The organism is Exiguobacterium sp. s194 (assembly GCF_018618275.1).
GTDB classification, from domain to species: Bacteria; Bacillota; Bacilli; order Exiguobacteriales; family Exiguobacteriaceae; genus Exiguobacterium; species Exiguobacterium chiriqhucha.
Window position 1 is genome coordinate 75,919 of sequence record NZ_JACSLT010000008.1, and the last position, 17,662, is coordinate 93,580.

At 55.3% G+C, this 17,662-nt stretch carries 16 protein-coding genes; 13 read left to right on the top strand and 3 right to left on the bottom strand.

Going from position 1 to position 17,662, the window contains the following annotated elements; translation table 11 throughout:
- Window positions 1-15 precede the first annotated feature (15 nt).
- Window positions 16-555 (bottom strand): transcription repressor NadR, encoded by a 540-nt coding sequence (locus KNP85_RS11185; RefSeq protein WP_021066889.1) that lies wholly within the window; start codon window positions 553-555, stop codon window positions 16-18.
- Window positions 533-1,663: a cysteine desulfurase family protein gene (locus KNP85_RS11190; protein WP_214803066.1), complete on the bottom strand. Its 1,131-nt coding sequence runs from the start codon at window positions 1,661-1,663 to the stop codon at window positions 533-535. The genes KNP85_RS11185 and KNP85_RS11190 overlap by 23 nt, the downstream gene beginning before the upstream one ends.
- A 96-nt stretch (window positions 1,664-1,759) precedes the next feature.
- Between KNP85_RS11190 and KNP85_RS11195 the strand changes: the two genes are divergently transcribed.
- The 9 genes from KNP85_RS11195 (at window position 1,760) to KNP85_RS11235 (ending at window position 11,250) form a co-directional block, all read left to right on the top strand.
- A complete protein-coding gene (locus KNP85_RS11195; protein ID WP_214803068.1) occupies window positions 1,760-3,193 on the top strand; it encodes an L-aspartate oxidase in 1,434 nt (477 codons plus the stop codon).
- Window positions 3,147-4,016 (top strand): carboxylating nicotinate-nucleotide diphosphorylase, encoded by an 870-nt coding sequence (gene nadC, locus KNP85_RS11200; RefSeq protein WP_214803070.1) that lies wholly within the window; start codon window positions 3,147-3,149, stop codon window positions 4,014-4,016. The genes KNP85_RS11195 and nadC overlap by 47 nt, the downstream gene beginning before the upstream one ends.
- Window positions 3,979-5,058: a quinolinate synthase NadA gene (gene nadA, locus KNP85_RS11205; protein WP_214803073.1), complete on the top strand. Its 1,080-nt coding sequence runs from the start codon at window positions 3,979-3,981 to the stop codon at window positions 5,056-5,058. Before nadC ends, nadA begins: the two co-directional genes overlap by 38 nt.
- A gap of 83 nt (window positions 5,059-5,141) precedes the next feature.
- Window positions 5,142-5,729: a Holliday junction branch migration protein RuvA gene (ruvA, locus tag KNP85_RS11210; protein ID WP_021066894.1), complete on the top strand. Its 588-nt coding sequence runs from the start codon at window positions 5,142-5,144 to the stop codon at window positions 5,727-5,729.
- 10 nt (window positions 5,730-5,739) lie between these two features.
- Window positions 5,740-6,735 (top strand): Holliday junction branch migration DNA helicase RuvB, encoded by a 996-nt coding sequence (gene ruvB / locus KNP85_RS11215; protein ID WP_021066895.1) that lies wholly within the window; start codon window positions 5,740-5,742, stop codon window positions 6,733-6,735.
- 20 nt (window positions 6,736-6,755) lie between these two features.
- Window positions 6,756-7,799: a tRNA preQ1(34) S-adenosylmethionine ribosyltransferase-isomerase QueA gene (queA, locus tag KNP85_RS11220; protein ID WP_087576471.1), complete on the top strand. Its 1,044-nt coding sequence runs from the start codon at window positions 6,756-6,758 to the stop codon at window positions 7,797-7,799.
- Window positions 7,796-8,941, top strand: coding sequence for a tRNA guanosine(34) transglycosylase Tgt (gene tgt / locus KNP85_RS11225; RefSeq protein WP_021066897.1), 1,146 nt, complete (start codon window positions 7,796-7,798; stop codon window positions 8,939-8,941). The genes queA and tgt overlap by 4 nt, the downstream gene beginning before the upstream one ends.
- Window positions 8,942-9,024: 83 nt before the next feature.
- Window positions 9,025-9,303 carry a preprotein translocase subunit YajC gene (gene yajC / locus KNP85_RS11230; protein ID WP_021066898.1) on the top strand — a complete coding sequence of 93 codons (279 nt, stop codon included), beginning with the start codon at window positions 9,025-9,027 and terminating at the stop codon, window positions 9,301-9,303.
- Window positions 9,304-9,489: 186 nt separating this feature from the next.
- A complete protein-coding gene (locus KNP85_RS11235) occupies window positions 9,490-11,250 on the top strand; it encodes a methyl-accepting chemotaxis protein (protein WP_214803076.1) in 1,761 nt (586 codons plus the stop codon).
- 40 nt (window positions 11,251-11,290) lie between these two features.
- On the opposite strand, the gene zupT is transcribed toward KNP85_RS11235, so the two are convergent.
- Window positions 11,291-12,145, bottom strand: a complete 855-nt coding sequence (gene zupT, locus KNP85_RS11240) for a zinc transporter ZupT (protein WP_214803078.1) — start codon at window positions 12,143-12,145, stop codon at window positions 11,291-11,293.
- Window positions 12,146-12,364: 219 nt separating this feature from the next.
- Between zupT and secD the strand changes: the two genes are divergently transcribed.
- The 4 genes from secD to KNP85_RS11260 all read left to right on the top strand — a co-directional run bounded on the left by secD (window position 12,365) and on the right by KNP85_RS11260 (window position 17,492).
- The gene (gene secD / locus KNP85_RS11245) at window positions 12,365-13,666 is read left to right on the top strand and encodes a protein translocase subunit SecD (RefSeq protein WP_131471102.1); all 1,302 of its coding nucleotides are present in this window, start codon (window positions 12,365-12,367) and stop codon (window positions 13,664-13,666) included.
- A complete protein-coding gene (secF, locus tag KNP85_RS11250; RefSeq protein ID WP_214803080.1) occupies window positions 13,656-14,579 on the top strand; it encodes a protein translocase subunit SecF in 924 nt (307 codons plus the stop codon). The genes secD and secF overlap by 11 nt, the downstream gene beginning before the upstream one ends.
- A gap of 101 nt (window positions 14,580-14,680) precedes the next feature.
- Window positions 14,681-16,972, top strand: coding sequence for a single-stranded-DNA-specific exonuclease RecJ (gene recJ / locus KNP85_RS11255; RefSeq protein ID WP_214803083.1), 2,292 nt, complete (start codon window positions 14,681-14,683; stop codon window positions 16,970-16,972).
- A gap of 1 nt (window position 16,973) precedes the next feature.
- Entirely contained in the window at window positions 16,974-17,492 is a 519-nt protein-coding gene (locus KNP85_RS11260) for an adenine phosphoribosyltransferase (protein WP_021066904.1), read from the top strand.
- Window positions 17,493-17,662 lie beyond the last annotated feature (170 nt).

Below are 17,662 nucleotides of genomic sequence, written 5' to 3' on the forward strand. Positions count from 1 at the left end.
CGTATTTGTGACATCTTAGTCGAGCTCGGAGACAAGGACCCCGAGCCGCTCGAGTTCCGAGACGGCGGCATCGATGGCATCTTCGCTATCGGCCTCGAGCGTGTGGATATGCAAGCCACCCGTCAAATGCGAAAGTGGGGCGGCCTGGTTCGCCTCGACCCGTTCGAGGAAAGCACGGACGTCGCGACGGCTCTTCACCATCAACTGGCCCGTCAACGAACCGTAGACCGGATGATCGATGATGACGTCCCGAATCGTGACGCCTTCGTCGACGATGGCGTTCATTTCGGCCTCCATGGCCTCGGCCTCGTGACGACAGACGATTTTACGGGTGTAGGCGGACGGTGACGACTCGCCCGGTAGATAGACGTATCCACGGGCGGTCGCGACGATTTGATGGCCCTTCGCCTTCAAGAGCGACAAGTCTTGGACGACGACTTGTCGGCTGACGGCGACACGGCGGGCGAGCTCGGAGCCGGTGATCGGCTCGGAACTCTGTTCAATCATTTCCAATAATGTGCGCCGGCGTTCTTCACCGGCTAAGCGTTTGTTCATAAGATCCGACTCTCCTTGCTAAAGTGACGATGGCTTCGGCGAGCGCCGTCGTGGCCTCGACGGTCGTGTCTTCGCCGAAGGAAATGCGGACGAGGCCGTGGCAGGCGCTCGTCTCATAGCCGAGTGACTCGAGCATCCGGTTCGGTCCGTTCTGGCCGGCCCGACAGGCCGAGCCTGCCGAGACTTGGAAGCCGAGCCCGTCGAGTTCGGTCATCCACCATTGTCCGTCCCGCTGATTCGAGACGAACGAGAAGATGGCGGGACTCTGCTGGTCGAACTCGAGCCAGTCCACGTAAGACGATGTCTTCTCTTTCAAGATAGCACGAAACGCCAAGAAATTTCTTTCATGACGTGTCCGTGCCTCGTGCCGGTCGGTGAACGCTTTAACGAATGCACAGATGCCGGGGACGTCAATCGTGCCGGGACGAATGCCGTACTGGTGGTGTCCCGGATAATAGGGCGGTGGCAACAGCCGTTCCATATAGAGGCCGCCGACGCCTTTTGGACCGCCGACCTTATGGGCGCTGAACGAATAGGCGTCAATCCCGTCGACCGAGACAGGAATCTTGCCGAGCGCCTGGACGCCGTCGATATGGAGCAACACTTTCTTATATTTCAATTGGCAGAGGATGTTGTGGAGCGGCAGCGTCCAACCGGTATCGGAGTTGACGTGCTGGAACGTCACGAGCCCGATATCACGGTCGAGCAGACGCGTGAACGTCTCTTGGTCGAAGCGACCGTCTTTCAGTTTCAGCCGATGGACGGTCACGCCTTCCGCTTCCCATTCGTCGAGAAGGAGGGCGACCGAGTCGTGCTCTTGCCACGACGTGATGACTTCACTGCCTTTCATGCGCTTACGGAGACTCGTTAGCGCGATATAGTTGCTCTCCGAGCCGCTGCCGGTGAAGAGTAACTTCCCGCGGAGTATGTCGAGCCCGAGAGCCTGCTTCACCAAACGCCTTGCCTCGGTCAAGTAATCTTCGGCCATATATCCGTGCGTGTGGAGGGAAGACGGATTACCGTATACGCTCCGCGCCATGGCGACGTAATGGTCGAGGGCGGATTTTGTCATCGGGTGCGTCGCCGCATAATCAAAGTAACGGTTCATCGTAAAGTTCCCCTTTTCTTATGTTGTCTTCTTCACAAAATTATGCGAAACTAGTTTACAAGTCAACATTACATATGAAAAACAGGTGATATACAGATGTCTTTACAGTTTGAACGGGTCGATGTGTTGATTATCGGGGCCGGGTTGGCCGCTGTGACGGTCGCCCTCCATCTGCCCCGGACGTTGAACGTCCTGCTCGTCGCCAAGCATGAAGTGACGAGTGCGAACTCGGACTTGGCTCAAGGCGGAATCGCGAGTTCGTACTTGGAACCGTCGAGCGTCGACCATGAGCGGGATACGCTCGTCGCCTCGAAACTCACGGCCGTGCCCGACCGTGTTTATACACTCGTCGAGGAAGGGCGGACGGCGATTCAAGAGCTGGAGCGGTTCGGCATCGTCTTCGATCGCGACGCGACGGGCTACGCGGTCGGTCGGGAAGGTGCCCATGGCATGAATCGAATCTTTCACGTCGGTGGCGATGAGACGGGACGGCACGTGATGGCGACGCTGCGGCGTCAACTGCCTGACAATGTGACCGTCATGGAGCATGTCCTAATCGATACGTTGACGAAAAGCGATGGCCGTGTGAGCGGGGCGACCGGTTTCAACGGTGAGACACGCCTCCACGTTCAGGCCGGGGCCGTCGTCCTCGCGACCGGTGGCATCGGCGGACTGATTGACTGGACGTCGAACTGTCGCTCGGTCACAGGAGACGGGCTCGTCTTGGCAGAAGCGGTCGGGGCTCGGCTCACGAACTTGTCTCGGATTCAGTTTCATCCGACGCTACTCGCAGTCGATTCACCCCATCTCGTGACGGAAGCGCTACGCGGGGCGGGAGCCACGCTCGTCGATACGTCCGGGAACCATGTGATGGGACAACACCCGCTCGGTAGCCTCGCCCCGAGGGATGAGGTCGCACGAACGCTCACGAACCATGTCGGACCGGTGTACTTGGATACGAGTCGTGTCGAACGGCTCGATGAGCGGTTCCCGAAACTGGTGGCGACATGTGACGCGCACGGCATCGACATCCGGCGCATCCCGGTCCGGCCGGGACTACATTTCCACATGGGCGGTGTCGACGTCGACGCCTATGGACGAACCAAGGTAGCGGGACTATATGCGGTCGGGGAGGTCGCCGATACGGGCGTCCATGGGAAGAATCGACTCGCGTCAAACTCGTTACTTGAATGCTGGGTGTTCGGGAAGCGGGTGGCGGCGACGATGACTTTGGAGGAGAAGCCGTTCGCGGTGAACGAGACGACCGTATTTGAGGTTTCAGATGATCTGTTCGGCCGCTATCGGCAACAGATTGGGGAATGGCTGACAATCTCGCCGCAACTCGGCAAAATCGTAAGTTTCTTAGAAAATACCCAACAACTGCCACGGACGAAACACGTGACAAGACAATTAAGTGAACAGACATTGAGTATAGAAGCGGCACGGCTTTTGGCTCGTGCCATGATGAGGACGGAGGATGGTTATGAACAAGATTGCTTTGCGCGAACAGCTGACGGCATTTCTACATGAGGACATCGGCTTTGGCGATATCTCGAGCGGACTGATCGATCAGCGCGAGACGTCATTCGCCACGGTCACCGCCAAAATGGATGGGGTGTTCTGTGGCATGGATGTCGTCCTGGAGCTGGCCCAGATGCAACGGCTCGTCGTCGAGTCATGCCAACCGGACGGCACGGTTGTCTCGACTGGAGATGAACTGTTCACGTTGCGGGGCAAGACACGGACGCTCCTCGAGACGGAACGGGTGTTATTGAACCTTATCCAACATTTGAGCGGGATCGCCACGATGACGCGGCGCTGCGTCGAACAGCTCAATGACCCGACGATTGCCGTCACGGACACGCGCAAGACGACACCTGGACTCCGCATGCTCGAGAAGCATGCCGTCCGTTCGGGTGGTGGGAAGAACCACCGGCTCCGGCTCGACGATGCCGTCATGATTAAAGACAACCACATCACGGCACTCGGTGGGATCACGAACGCGGTCGCCCGGGCCCGGATGCTTGCTGGCCACACGACGCCGATTGAAGTCGAGGTCGAGACGCTCGAACAGTTGCATGAGGCGATTGCGGCGGACGCCGACATCATCATGTTCGACAACCGGACGCCAGAAGAACTGAAGGCGTGGCGCGCGCTCGTCCCAAGTCTTATCAAGACGGAAGCGTCAGGCGGCATCACGGTCGAGACGATCGCCTCGTATCGCGGTACGGGCGTCGACGTCATCTCAATCGGGCAGTTGACCCATTCGGTGACGGCGCTCGATTGTAGTTTAAATCTCGTAGGAGGAATCAAACATGCAGTTACTCGGAACGATGCCAGCGCTATACGCTGACTTGACGGTTGAACAGATGGAACAACGGATTGAAGCCATTAAAGCACGGCTCGGCAGCCGCCTATTTTTACCGGCTCACCATTATCAAAAGGACGAGGTCGTCCAGTTCGCGGACGCGACCGGAGATTCGCTCCAGCTCGCACGGCTCGCCGAACAGATGAACGAGGCCGAATTCATCGTCTTTTGCGGCGTCCACTTCATGGCCGAGACGGCCGACATGTTGACGCGTGACGACCAGCTCGTCATCTTACCGGATATGCGGGCCGGGTGTTCGATGGCCGACATGGCTGATATCGATCAGACGGAGATTGCGTGGGAAGAGCTGACCGATACGTTCGGCGACAGTATCGTCCCGATCACATACGTCAACTCGACAGCGGCCATCAAGGCATTCGTCGGCAAACATGGCGGGGCGACGGTCACGTCGTCGAACGCCCATGACATCGTGCGCTGGGCACTCGAAGCGGGCGAACGGGTCTTGTTCTTACCGGACCAGCATCTCGGACGCAACACGGCATATGACTTGGGCGTGCCGCTCGAGGCGATGGCCGTCTGGGACCCGCTCCGGGAACGACTCGTCTATGAAGGCGATATTGAGGACGTCCGCGTCATTCTATGGAAAGGGCATTGCTCGGTCCATGAGAAGTTCAACGTCGCCCAAATCGAGGCGTTACGGAAGAACGACCCGGAACGACGCATCATCGTCCATCCCGAGTGCACGTTCGATGTCGTGCAGGCGGCGGACGAGGCCGGGTCGACGTCATATATCATCGACCAAATCGAGGCGAGCGCGCCGGGGACGAAGTGGGCCGTCGGCACCGAGATGAACTTGGTCAATCGACTTGCGGCGACGCACCCTGAGCTCGACATCAATTCGCTCAACCCGTACATGTGCCCGTGCTTGACGATGAACCGAATCGATTTGCCTCATTTGCTCTGGGCGCTCGAGTCACTCGAGACCGATCCCGTAAATATTATTCGCGTCGATCAAGAGACGACAAAGTGGGCGACACTCGCCCTCGAGCGGATGCTCGCACGCTAAGGACAGGCAATCGCCTGTCCTTTTTTCGTGGCGACGGTTATGGTACAATGAATGCAGTTTTCCTATGAAGAGGAGATATGACCGTGATTGAATTCGTAAAAGGCTCCGTCGCCTATGTGTGCGCGGAATATATAACGTTGGATGTTTCGGGCGTCGGCTACAAAGTACATGTGCCTAACCCGTTTTTTTATCGTGAACAAGACGAACATGTAATCGTATTTACGCACCATTACGTGCGCGAAGATCAACAGACGCTGTACGGTTTCCGTTCACGTCGCGAACGCGAACTGTTCAATAAATTGCTCGGCGTCAACGGAATCGGACCGAAAGGCGCACTCGCGATCGTCGCCTCGGGCGATATGGATGCGCTCATCGACGCAATCGAGACTGAGAACGAGAAGTATTTGATGAAGTTCCCAGGTGTCGGCAAGAAGACGGCGAAACAGATGGCGCTCGACTTGAAAGGCAAGCTGTCCGAGCTCGCCCCGGATTATGTACCGAACACCGGACTGTTCGCCCAAGGCGCGTCCGAACTAGACGAGGCGTGCGAAGCGCTCGTTGCGCTCGGTTACTCAGAGCGTGAGATCACCCGTGTCCGCAAGGAACTGAATTCAGAAATATTGACGACAGACGCTTACATAAAGCGCGCCCTGCAATTGCTATTGAAATAAGGAGGAGACCATGGACGAACGATTGTTGTCACAATCCCATCAACAATATGAAGACTCTGAAGAGTGGAGCTTGCGTCCGCAAAAGTTCGAGCAATATATCGGACAGGAGAAGGCGAAAGGAAACTTGTCGATCTTCATCCAAGCCGCGAAGCTCCGCAGCGAAACACTCGACCACGTCCTCCTATACGGTCCCCCGGGACTCGGAAAGACGACACTCGCCCAAATCATCGCCAACGAGATGGGTGTCGGCATCAAGACGACGGCCGGCCCGGCCATCGAACGTCCGGGTGACCTCGCCGCAATCCTCTCGACCCTCGAACCGGGCGATGTTCTGTTCATCGATGAGATTCATCGCTTGAGCCGCACGATTGAAGAGATCCTCTATCCGGCGATGGAGGACTACTGTCTCGACATCGTTTACGGACAAGGCGAGATGGCGCGAAGCGTCCGCATCGACTTGCCACCGTTCACGCTCGTCGGCGCGACGACGCGGGCCGGCATGTTGTCGGCCCCGCTCCGTGACCGCTTTGGTGTCACGTTAAAGCTCGAATACTACGAGACGCATGAGCTCGCCGCCATCGTCAGTCGGACGGCCCAACTGTTCCGCCTGTCGATTTCACCAGAGGCGAGCGGTGCCATCGCGAAACGTGCACGCGGCACGCCGCGGATTGCCAACCGGCTGTTACGCCGGGTACGTGATTTCGCCCAAGTAGCAGGAACGAAAGAAATCGATCCGGTGCTTGCCTCAGACGCACTCGACCGGTTACACGTCGACGCCCTCGGGCTCGACGAAGTCGACCACCGGCTCTTACGGGCGATGGTTGAACGGTTCGGCGGTGGACCGGTCGGACTCGAGACGCTTGCCGCGACGATCGGGGAAGATGCCCAGACGATCGAGGACGTGTATGAGCCGTATTTGTTGCAGCAAGGTTTCCTGCAACGGACGCCGCGCGGCCGCATGATCACCCAGTACGCAAAGACGCATTTTGGCTATGAAGAGGAGTAAACGATATGCAAGACATTCAATTGAACGTAAACGATTATGATTTTGACTTACCGGAAGAACTGATCGCCCAAGTACCGCTCCTCGATCGGACGAGCTCACGACTGCTCGTCCTCGACCGCGACACGGGCGACATCGAGCATCGCCACTTCCGCGACGTGCTCGACTATTTACAGGCAGGCGATGCCCTCGTCGTCAACGACTCGCGCGTGCTCCCGGCTCGACTGTTCGGGGCGAAGCAAGAGACGGGCGGGAAAGTCGAGCTTCTTCTTTTGAAGCAGACGGAAGATGATGTCTGGGAAGCGCTCGTCAAACCGGCGAAAAAAGTCCGCGTCGGCGCCATCGTCGAGTTCGGCAACGGATTGCTCCGGGCTGAATGTGTCGAAGAGCTGCCGGAAGGGGGACGCCGCTTCAAGTTCGATTACGACGGTATCTTCTATGAGATTTTAGATGAGCTCGGCACGATGCCGCTCCCGCCCTACATCCGTGAACAGCTCGACGACCAAGACCGTTATCAGACGGTGTACGCCCGTGAACGCGGGAGTGCGGCCGCACCGACGGCAGGTCTTCACTTCACGGAAGAACTGCTCGCAGCGGCAGAGGCGAAAGGCGTCAAGTTGATTCCGCTCACGCTCCACGTCGGGCTCGGTACGTTCCGTCCCGTCACGGCGGATACGATTGAAGAACACACGATGCACAGTGAGTATTTCGAGCTGTCGGCCGCTTCGGCCGAGGCACTCCGTGACATCCGTGCAAATAACGGACGCGTCTTCGCGGTTGGGACGACATCGACCCGGACGCTCGAGACGATCGTGCGCGACCATGGGGATTTCGTCGAGTCATCGGGCTGGACGGACATCTTTATCTACCCAGGCGTCGAGTTGAAGGCGATTGATGGACTGATCACGAACTTCCATCTGCCGAAGTCGACACTCGTCATGCTCGTCTCGGCGTTCGCGTCGCGCGACATCATCTTGAACGCGTACCGCACGGCGGTACAAGAACGTTACCGCTTCTTCAGCTTTGGAGACGCGATGCTCATCACGAGGAAGGAAGAGAACAAATGACCAAACACGCAGTCACATACGAACATATCCACACATGTAAACAGACGGGAGCGCGGCACGGAATCGTCCATACGCCGCACGGCTCGTTCGAGACACCTGTCTTCATGCCGGTCGGCACGCAGGCGACCGTCAAGACGATGGCCCCGGAACAAGTCAAGGCGATGGGAGCGAACATCATCCTCTCGAACACGTATCACCTTTGGATTCGCCCAGGACACGAAGTCGTCAAACAAGCTGGTGGCCTTCATAAGTTCATGAACTGGGACGGCGCGATTTTGACGGACTCGGGCGGCTTCCAGGTCTTCTCGCTCGCCGATCTGCGCAACATCCAAGAAGAAGGCGTCCATTTCCGCAACCACTTGAACGGCGACAAGTTGTTCTTGTCACCGGAGAAAGCGATGGAGATTCAAAACGCGCTCGGTTCGGATATTATGATGGCGTTCGACGAGTGCCCGCCGTTCCCGGCGACACATGAGTACATGAAGAAATCGGTCGAGCGGACGAGCCGTTGGGCTGAGCGTTGCCTCGCGGCACACGAACGTCCGGAAGACCAGGCATTGTTCGGTATCATCCAAGGCGGCGAGTACGAAGATCTCCGTCGTCAAAGTGCGGCTGACCTCGTCTCGCTTGATTTCCCAGGTTATGCCGTCGGTGGATTATCGGTCGGCGAACCGAAAGATGTCATGTACCGCGCGCTCGAGTTCACGACACCGTTCATGCCGGAGAACAAGCCGCGCTACTTGATGGGCGTCGGTTCACCGGATGCGTTGATTGAAGGCTCGATTCGCGGCATCGACATGTTCGACTGCGTCTTGCCGACCCGAATCGCCCGCAACGGGACGCTCATGACATCGAAAGGCCGTGTCACGATCAAACATGCGAAACATAAGACGGACTTCGGCCCAATCGACGAGAAGTGCGACTGCTACACGTGTAAGAACTATTCACGTGCGTACGTCCACCACTTGATTCGTGCCGACGAGATGTTCGGTCTCCACCTCTGTTCGACACACAACCTTCACTTCCTCGTGAACTTGATGAGTCAAGTACGTCAAGCCATCCGCGAAGACCGTCTTTTGGACTTCAAGGAAGAGTTTTTCGAAGAATATGGGTATAACAAACCAAACGCCAAGAATTTCTAATTGTTCTAACAGCGATTATGTGACAACGTTTCAGTTTCACGGTATAATGAACCTGATATTGAAGGAAAGGGTGAATTTTACGCATGGAAACTCTCGTAGCACTATTACCGATGATCCTTATTTTCGTCGTGTTCTACTTCTTGTTGATCCGTCCGCAGACGAAACGTCAGAAGGAAGTACAATCGATGCAAAACGCGCTTGAGCGTGGGGATCACGTCGTAACAATCGGCGGCCTTCACGGCGTCGTCCACCAAATCGAAGACACACAAGTCACATTGAAATGTGACCAGTCACTCCTCAAGTTCAATCGCAGTGCGATTGCTGAAGTGACGAAAAAAGGCAACTCATCATTCGCTGAGTAACCAAACCACGCCTGACCATCCCTGGTCAGGCGTCTTTTTTTTGTCATACTTTGAAAAATGATTTATTTTTGACAAACTTCGTCAATCCGACGAATCATCCACCTTATTTCCAAAAATCAAATTGAATCGTGAAAACGTTTGCATTATCGTCAAGTTGAGAAGAGTTGGAAAGAAGGAGAAGAAGACATGGATGTGAAACGATTGCTACGCCCACTCAAAAATTGGAAGGTACGACGTCGCCCTGACCGCGTGAAAGGACGCTCGTCGATGCGCCGTAAGATGGCGATGGCGCTCGTGCCGACACTGATCGCCTTATTGATCGTCGGTGCGCTCGGCTCGTATCAATTACAGAATGCGACGTCAGAGTATGACCGCGTCTTGAACGAGCGGCTCCAAGATATGCTCGTCGCCGAAGATTTGGCGTTGACCGTGACCGATGCCGAGCGTTATTTGAACTACTATCTGCTCGTCTCGAACCCGAAGACACTGATTAGTCTCGAAGCGGCGCAGACAAAACGTGACGAACTGATGGATACGCTCAAGCAGTCGTCGTCAGATTCGAAAGTCATCGCCTGGATCGGTGATCTTGAGAAGTTCAATCAACATCTCGACACGGAAATGGCGCGCATCATCGATCTCCGTCAACAACAAGACGAGATCGGATACAAGACGGTGCTCAATACGAGCGTGACACCGACGACGGATCGCGTCCGGATGACGGTGACCGACCTCGTCACGTATCAAGGCGAAGCGCTCGCAGCTGAGTCGGAAGCGGTCCAGGCGAGTGCCGGGCAGTCGATCATCTGGATGGTTGTCATCAGCATCATCGGCGTCGCTGTCGGTCTACTTTCATTAGTAGCACTCCAAAAGTTGTTCTTGAAGCCGATCAATCGACTCGTGAACGAAGCGCGCGTCGTCGCCGAAGGTGATTTGACCGGGGGTGATATCGAGGTCGGTTCGAACGATGAGCTCGGTGACCTCGTCACGGCGTTCAACGATATGAAACGCAACCTTGTCGGCTTGATTCGTCAAGTCGGGGCGGCCTCAGACAAAGTGACGGCCTACTCGGAAGAACTGTATGCCAGCACGGACCACGTCGCCACGACGACGCAAGGTGTAGCCGGTCTATTTGAACAGATGAACCTTGCCGCCCAAGTGTCGGCGAAACGGGCCGAAGAAGGGACGTCCGGCGTCAATCAAGCCGTCGTCGGCTTGAACCAAATCGCCGCTGCCTCGCAAGGCGTGAACGAGCAGACGATTCATACACTCGAAGCGGCGAGTGGGGGACTGGAGACAATTCAGTTGGCCGAGCAGCAAATGCGGGAGATTCAACAAGCGAACGACTTGACGCAACAGATGGTCGAGCGCTTATCTAATCAATCGCTCGAGATTGAGAAAATCACTCGTTCCATCACGGCCATCACGGAACAGACGAACCTGCTCGCCTTGAACGCGGCGATTGAAGCGGCTCGGGCCGGGGAACACGGCAAAGGGTTTGCCGTCGTCGCGGCCGAGGTCAGAAAACTGGCCGAAGAATCGAAACAGTCGGCAAAACAGATTCAAGCGGTCGTCGTCGATATTCAGCGCGACACGTCGGAAGTCGAGGCGGCGTTCGATGTCACGAGCCAGCATGTGACAAGCGGTGTGATCCAAATGGGCGAAGTCGCCGGTGCGTTCCGTGAAATCGTCACCGTCATTCAAGAGACGTCCCGTCAAATGAGTGAGATTGCGGCAGCGACAGAAGAAGTAAGTGCGAACACGACCGAGGTCGCCGTCTCGGTCGAAGATATGTCAACGAACGCCGTCTCAACGCAACGAAGCGTCGAAGAGGCGGGCGCGAACGTCGAAGAGCAACTCGCCGCGATTCAAGAAATCAACGGCATCGCCGAGACGATGAGTCATATGTCGGTCGAGTTGAAAGACCTCGTCCACTTGTTTAAGGCATAAAAACAGCGTCTCCTCGACAATCGAGGGGACGCTGTTTCGATTACATCAACAATATCAGGCTTGCTGCCATGACCATCATACCGGCGACCATGCCGTACACCGCATGGTGGGCCCGTCCGTATTCACGAGCGGCTGGGAGCAATTCATCGAGCGAGATGAACACCATGATGCCGCCGACAGCCGCGAAGATAATTCCGAATACCGTGTCGCTCAAGAACGGCATCAACAACAGGAAGCCGACGGCCGCGCCGATCGGTTCAGCGAGTCCGGATAAGAAGGACAGTTTCAGCGCCTTCTTCCGAGAGCCGGTCGCGTAGTATATCGGGACCGAGACGGCGATCCCTTCCGGAATGTTGTGCAGTGCGATGGCGATGGCGATCGCTAAACCGACGGCCGGGTCATCGAGGGCCGAGATGAACGTGGCCAAACCTTCCGGGAAGTTATGGATGGTGATGGCGAGTGCCATGAAAATCCCCATCTTATGAAGCCGCTGCTTCGTCTCGTGATTCAATGGGACGCGTTCGGTCGCCGTCGTCGCGAGTTCTTGGGACGACGGGTCGTTTTGCATCGTCTCGACGAATTTGACTTCATGCGGGTTCTCGGGAGACGGGATGAACTTGTCGATCAAGGCGATCAACAGCATACCGCCGAAGAACGCGAGGACCGTATAAAGTGTCCCGGTCTGCTCGCCATGGGCGCCGACGAGTTCATCGAGCGCTTTTGGGAAAATCTCGATAAAGGATACGTAAATCATGACCCCGCCTGAGAAGCCAAGGGACACCGACAAGAAGGCTGTGTTGGTCCGTTTGGCGAAGAAGGCGATCATACTTCCGATCCCCGTCGCGAGTCCAGCGAACAACGTCAGTAAAAAGGCATAGATAATCGTGCTATCCATTGAAAAGGACTCCTTTACGTGTAGTGTAAGTTGATAATCACATCATAGCTCAAGTTTTGCCCTAATGCAACTTTTAGTCGCATACGCAAAAAAAGCGTGGGAAATCAACGCTCCCGTGTTACAATTTTAGGAAAACGATTGATAAATGTTTAGAATATTTGTAATGTTAACGAGAGAAGTTTTTTTACGAGAACATGTGTTTAGAAAGGAATTTGTCGTATGTACAAAAAAGGGAATATCGCGATCTTTGCGGTCATCATGATTGCAACGATCCTACTCGCCGTCTTGACGACACCATGGGTCGTGAAGAACACGAACCTTGGCCTTGACCTCAAAGGCGGATTTGAAGTGCTGTACGAAGTCCAGCCGCTTGAAGACGGCGATGTCATCGATCAATCTGCGATGAATGCAACCGTTCGCGCTATCAACAACCGGGTCAACGTGCTCGGTGTGTCTGAACCGGACATTCGGATTGAGGATGATAACCGGATCCGTGTCCAACTCGCGGGTGTATCGAACCAAAACGATGCCCGAGAAGTGCTCTCGTCGACGGCGCAGCTTACGTTCCGCGACATCGATGACAACGTCCTGCTCGACGGAAAAGATCTCGCGCCGCGCGGCGCCTCAATCAGCTACGATCAGCAAGGCAACCCGGTCGTTGAATTGACGCTCCAATCGGCAGAACAGTTCGGTGAAGTGACGTCTGAGATCGCTCAGCGCCCGGCACCGGAAAACCGCCTTGTCATCTGGCTCGATTATGAGGAAGGTGACTCGTACGAAGAAGAGATTCAAAAAGAGAACTCGAAAATCGTCTCGGACGCTTCGGTCAACGGACCGATTCTTTCGGATAAAGCCATCATCTCCGGTGGAGATATCGACGCCGAGAGTGGTCAACGTCTCGCTGACATCTTGAACGCCGGGGCACTCCCGGTCAAACTTGAAGAGATTTACTCGACGTCGGTCTCGGCCCAATTCGGTCAAGATGCACTTGAAAAGACCGTGTTCGCTTCGGTCATCGGTGTCGTCGCTATCTTCTTGTTCATGTTGTTCTTCTATCGTTTACCCGGTCTCGTCTCGATCATCACACTCATTTTGTATATCAATTTGATTATGTTGTTCTTTAACGGGATTAACGCCGTCTTGACGCTCCCGGGGATTGCCGGTCTCGTCCTCGGTATCGGTATGGCAGTCGATGCCAACATCATCACGGCCGAGCGAATTAAAGACGAACTCCGCTCAGGGAAGTCGGTCCTATCGGCGTTCCGTGCCGGTAACCGTCGCTCGCTCAGTACGATCATCGATGCCAACTTGACGACGCTCATCTCGGCAGCGGTCTTGTTCTATTTCGGAACGAGTTCCGTCAAAGGGTTCGCGCTCATGCTCATGATCTCGATCGCGATGACGTTCATCTCGAACGTCTTCATCTCGCGCTATTTGATGCACCTCCTCGTCGCAAGTCGTCTCTTCGACAAGCGCAAAGGCTGGTTTGGTGTGAAGGAGAGTGAAATCCGTGAACTTTAAGCTCACTGAATTAAACTATATTAAACCGATGCGCACGTTGTTCCTCATCTCATGTGCCGTCGTCATCATCGGGCTCGGGATCTTGTTCTTCCGCGGCTTGAACCTCGGAATCGACTTCGCGTCTGGAACGCGGGTCGAAGTCCAGACCGAGTCGCAAGTGTCGCAAGACGATTTAGCGGCCGCCTTCACCGAGGCAGGCGTGGATGAAGACATCTCTTCTGTCCAATATGCAGAAGGCGGGACGCTCGCGAACGTGACGTTCGTCGGGCAGCTCACTCAAGATGAAGTCGCTTCGGTGAAGACTGTGTTCACGGAGACGTTCGGGAACGACCCGAACATCAGCACCGTCTCAGCCGAAGTCGGTCGAGACATCGCCCGTAATGCGATTTATGCCGTCTCGCTCGCATCGCTCGGGATTATCTTGTATATCACGTTCCGCTTCCAATTCTCTTACGGTGTCGCCACCGTCGTCGCCATGCTCCACGATGCGTTCTTCATGCTTGTGGCGTTCTCGATTTTTGGCATCGAGGTCAACTTGTACTTCGTCGCCGCTATCTTGACGATTATCGGTTATTCGGTCAACGATACAATCGTTACGTTCGACCGGGTGCGCGAGAACATTCAAGCGTATGAGAAAGAACGGAAAATCAAGACGATGGACGAGTACCGTATGATCGTGAACAAAGCGATTCAAGAGACGATCGTCCGCTCGATCAATACGGTCGTCACTGTATTGTTCACCGTCATCGCCTTGTACATCTTTGGTGCCGAATCGATTCGCGGCTTCTCGCTCGCGCTTCTCGTCGGCCTCATCATGGGAATGTACTCGTCGATCTTCATCGCTTCGTACCTTTGGTTGCTCATCAAAGGTATGTCGCTCAACAAAAAGAAATCAGCTGCCCCAGAGGCGTAACCACTGGTCTCCCGAATTAATCGGGGGACCTTTTTGAATGTCAAGACGGCACTTCACTCGCTCGTTCTGATATAATCTACAATTGATTGGAGTGAGGCATTATGTATCATGCGAAGAAACGTTGGGTGTATCCGGAGACGGATACAACGGCTGTTGAACAGTTACAGACAGAACTGAATATATCGGAGCAACTCGCGACGCTCCTCACACAACGGGGGCACCGCGACGTCGAGGCGGCCAAGGCGTTTTTATACGTCGAGGATGAATTGACGTTCCACGACCCGTTTTTATTTGAACAGATGCCAAAAGTCGTCGAACGTTTGAAACGGGCGGCTGACGAAGGCGAGATGGTGCTCATCTATGGCGACTATGACGTCGATGGCGTCAGCGCATCGGCCGTCATGTGGCACGCCTTGACCGAGATTGGCGTCATGGCGGAATGCTATATCCCGAACCGGTTCACCGAAGGCTACGGACCGAACAAAGAGGCGTTCAGCTGGGCCGCCGGTGAAGGGTTCACCCTCATCATCACGGTCGACTGCGGCATCTCGGGGATTGAAGAAGCAGCGCTCTTAAAAGAGCTCGGTGTCGACTTGATTATCACCGACCACCACGAACCGAAAGAGACGTTACCGGATGCATTCGCTATCATCCATCCTCATATCGACCCGTCGTATCCGTACGACAAACTCGCCGGGGCAGGCGTCGCCCTCAAAGTGGCGCACGCCGTGCTCGACCGGATGCCGGACGAGCTTCTCGACTTGGCCGTCCTCGGCACGATCGCCGACCTCGTCCCGCTCGATGGGGAGAACCGTCTGCTCGCCAAGCTCGGGCTCAAGGCGCTCGATGATTCGAAACGCCCGGGTATTTTGGCGCTCCGTGAAGTGTGTGCGTTGACGGACGGGACATTGAACGAGGAATCGGTCGGGTTCGCGTTCGGTCCGCGCATCAACGCCGCCGGTCGTCTCGACTCGGCGATGCCGGCGCTCCAGATGTTGCTCGCCGAGAGCGAGGAAGAAGCGCTCGCACTGGCACAACAGCTCGACAAACAGAACAAAGAACGCCAAGACATCGTCAAGACGATCGCCAAAGAAGCGACGGAACTCGTCGAAGCCTCGATGACGGACGACCGCGTCCTCGTCGTCGCCAGTGAACGCTGGAACCCAGGCGTCGTCGGAATCGTCGCGTCACGTCTCGTCGAGGCGTACTATCGTCCGGTCATCCTCTTGTGCCATGACCCGAAGACAGGGAAGGCGAAAGGGTCAGGCCGGTCGATTGACGGTTTCGACTTGTTCAAAGAACTATCGAAGAACGAAGACATCTTGCCGCACTTCGGTGGCCACCCGGCCGCAGCCGGGATGACGTTGTTATCGGAAAACGTGGCCGAACTGCGCCGTCGTCTGAACGAACAAGCCGAATCGATTCCGGACGAGACGTTCGTCGCCCGCGTCAACGTCGACTTGAAGCTCGACGTGAACGATGTGTCGCTCGACTTGATTTCAGAGATTGGCAAGCTCGCCCCGTTCGGGATGGGTAATCCGTCACCGCGTGTCGTCGTGGCAGACGCTAGACTTCGCGACATCCGTCAAATCGGGCGCGACAACACCCATTTGAAGGTTCAGCTCGCCGGGGACAAACGGGAACTCGATGGCATCGGCTTCGGTTTCGGTCACGTCGTCTCTGAAATATCGAAGATGGCAAACGTCTCGGTCATGGGTAGTTTGCAAGTGAATGAATGGAACGGGATGCGCAAGCCGCAGCTTATGATTCAAGACATCCGTGTCGACGGGTTCCAAGTGTTCGATTATCGAGGCAAGAAAAATTCGCTCGACGAATTGAAACAGCTCCCGGGCGACACGACGTCGTTCATCTCGTTCCAAGGGCGGGACGACTTCCCGCTCCACGATCTCGATACGCCGCTCAAGCCGTTTGTCGTCTTGCTCGATTTGCCGGACGAGGAAGACGTATTGGCGGACTTGTTGACCGAGGACGTCGAACGCATCTACTGTGCGTTCGGACAAGGCGGCTCGTTCTTCGAGAAGTTGCCGACGCGTGAAGATTTCCGAACATACTACGTCCACATGGCGACGTGCGAACGGAAAAACCTGCGCGAAAACTTGATTCGTTTGTCAATCGAGCGAAAATGGTCAAAAAATACGATTCAATTTATGCATCAAGTATTCTCTGAACTCGAATTTCTTGTTACAATGGAAGACGGACTGCCTGGAGTGAATCCAGAAGCGCCGAAACGCGATTTGACCGAAGCGCCGTGTTATAAGCGCCGGGTCGGACGAGTCCAACTCGAGGAGCGTTTCATCTATGCGTCGTTGGCAGAACTGAAAGAGCGGTTACAATCATTGCGATCGAACAAGATGCAGGAGGCTTACACATAAAATGGATTTCAAACAGCATATTAAAGAAGTAGCGGATTACCCGAAAGAAGGAATCAGCTTCAAAGACATCACGTCACTCATGCAAGACGGGCCGGCTTACAAAAAAGCGGTCGATGAGCTCATCGCTTACGCTCAGGAGCGCGGTGCTGAACTCATCGCTGGTCCGGAAGCACGCGGATTCGTCGTCGGTTGCCCGGCAGCGTACGCACTTGAACTCGGGTTCGTCCCGGTCCGTAAAGAAGGCAAGTTGCCACGTGAGACGGTTCGCGTCGCATACGGCCTCGAATACGGCACAGACATTTTGACGATGCACAAAGATTCAATCAAACCGGGCCAACAAGTCGTCATCTTGGATGACTTGCTTGCAACAGGCGGCACGATTGAAGCGACCATCAAAATGATTGAACAACTCGGCGGCGTCGTCGCGGGGATTGGATTCTTAATTGAACTTGATGGACTTGGTGGACGTGAGCGTCTCGAAGGATACGACGTGTTCTCACTCATCCGTTACGAAGATTGACCTAGACGGGAAGCGATTAGCTTCCCGTTTTTGAATAGTTTTTGAGGAAAATAACCCACAACCTTTGACAGGTCGTCAGATTTTTTCGATAATAGTAAGTAAAATTACATTACTCATGCACGTTAACTACTACCATGCTGCGACGAGTCCAAGTCGATTGGAGCGGTAAG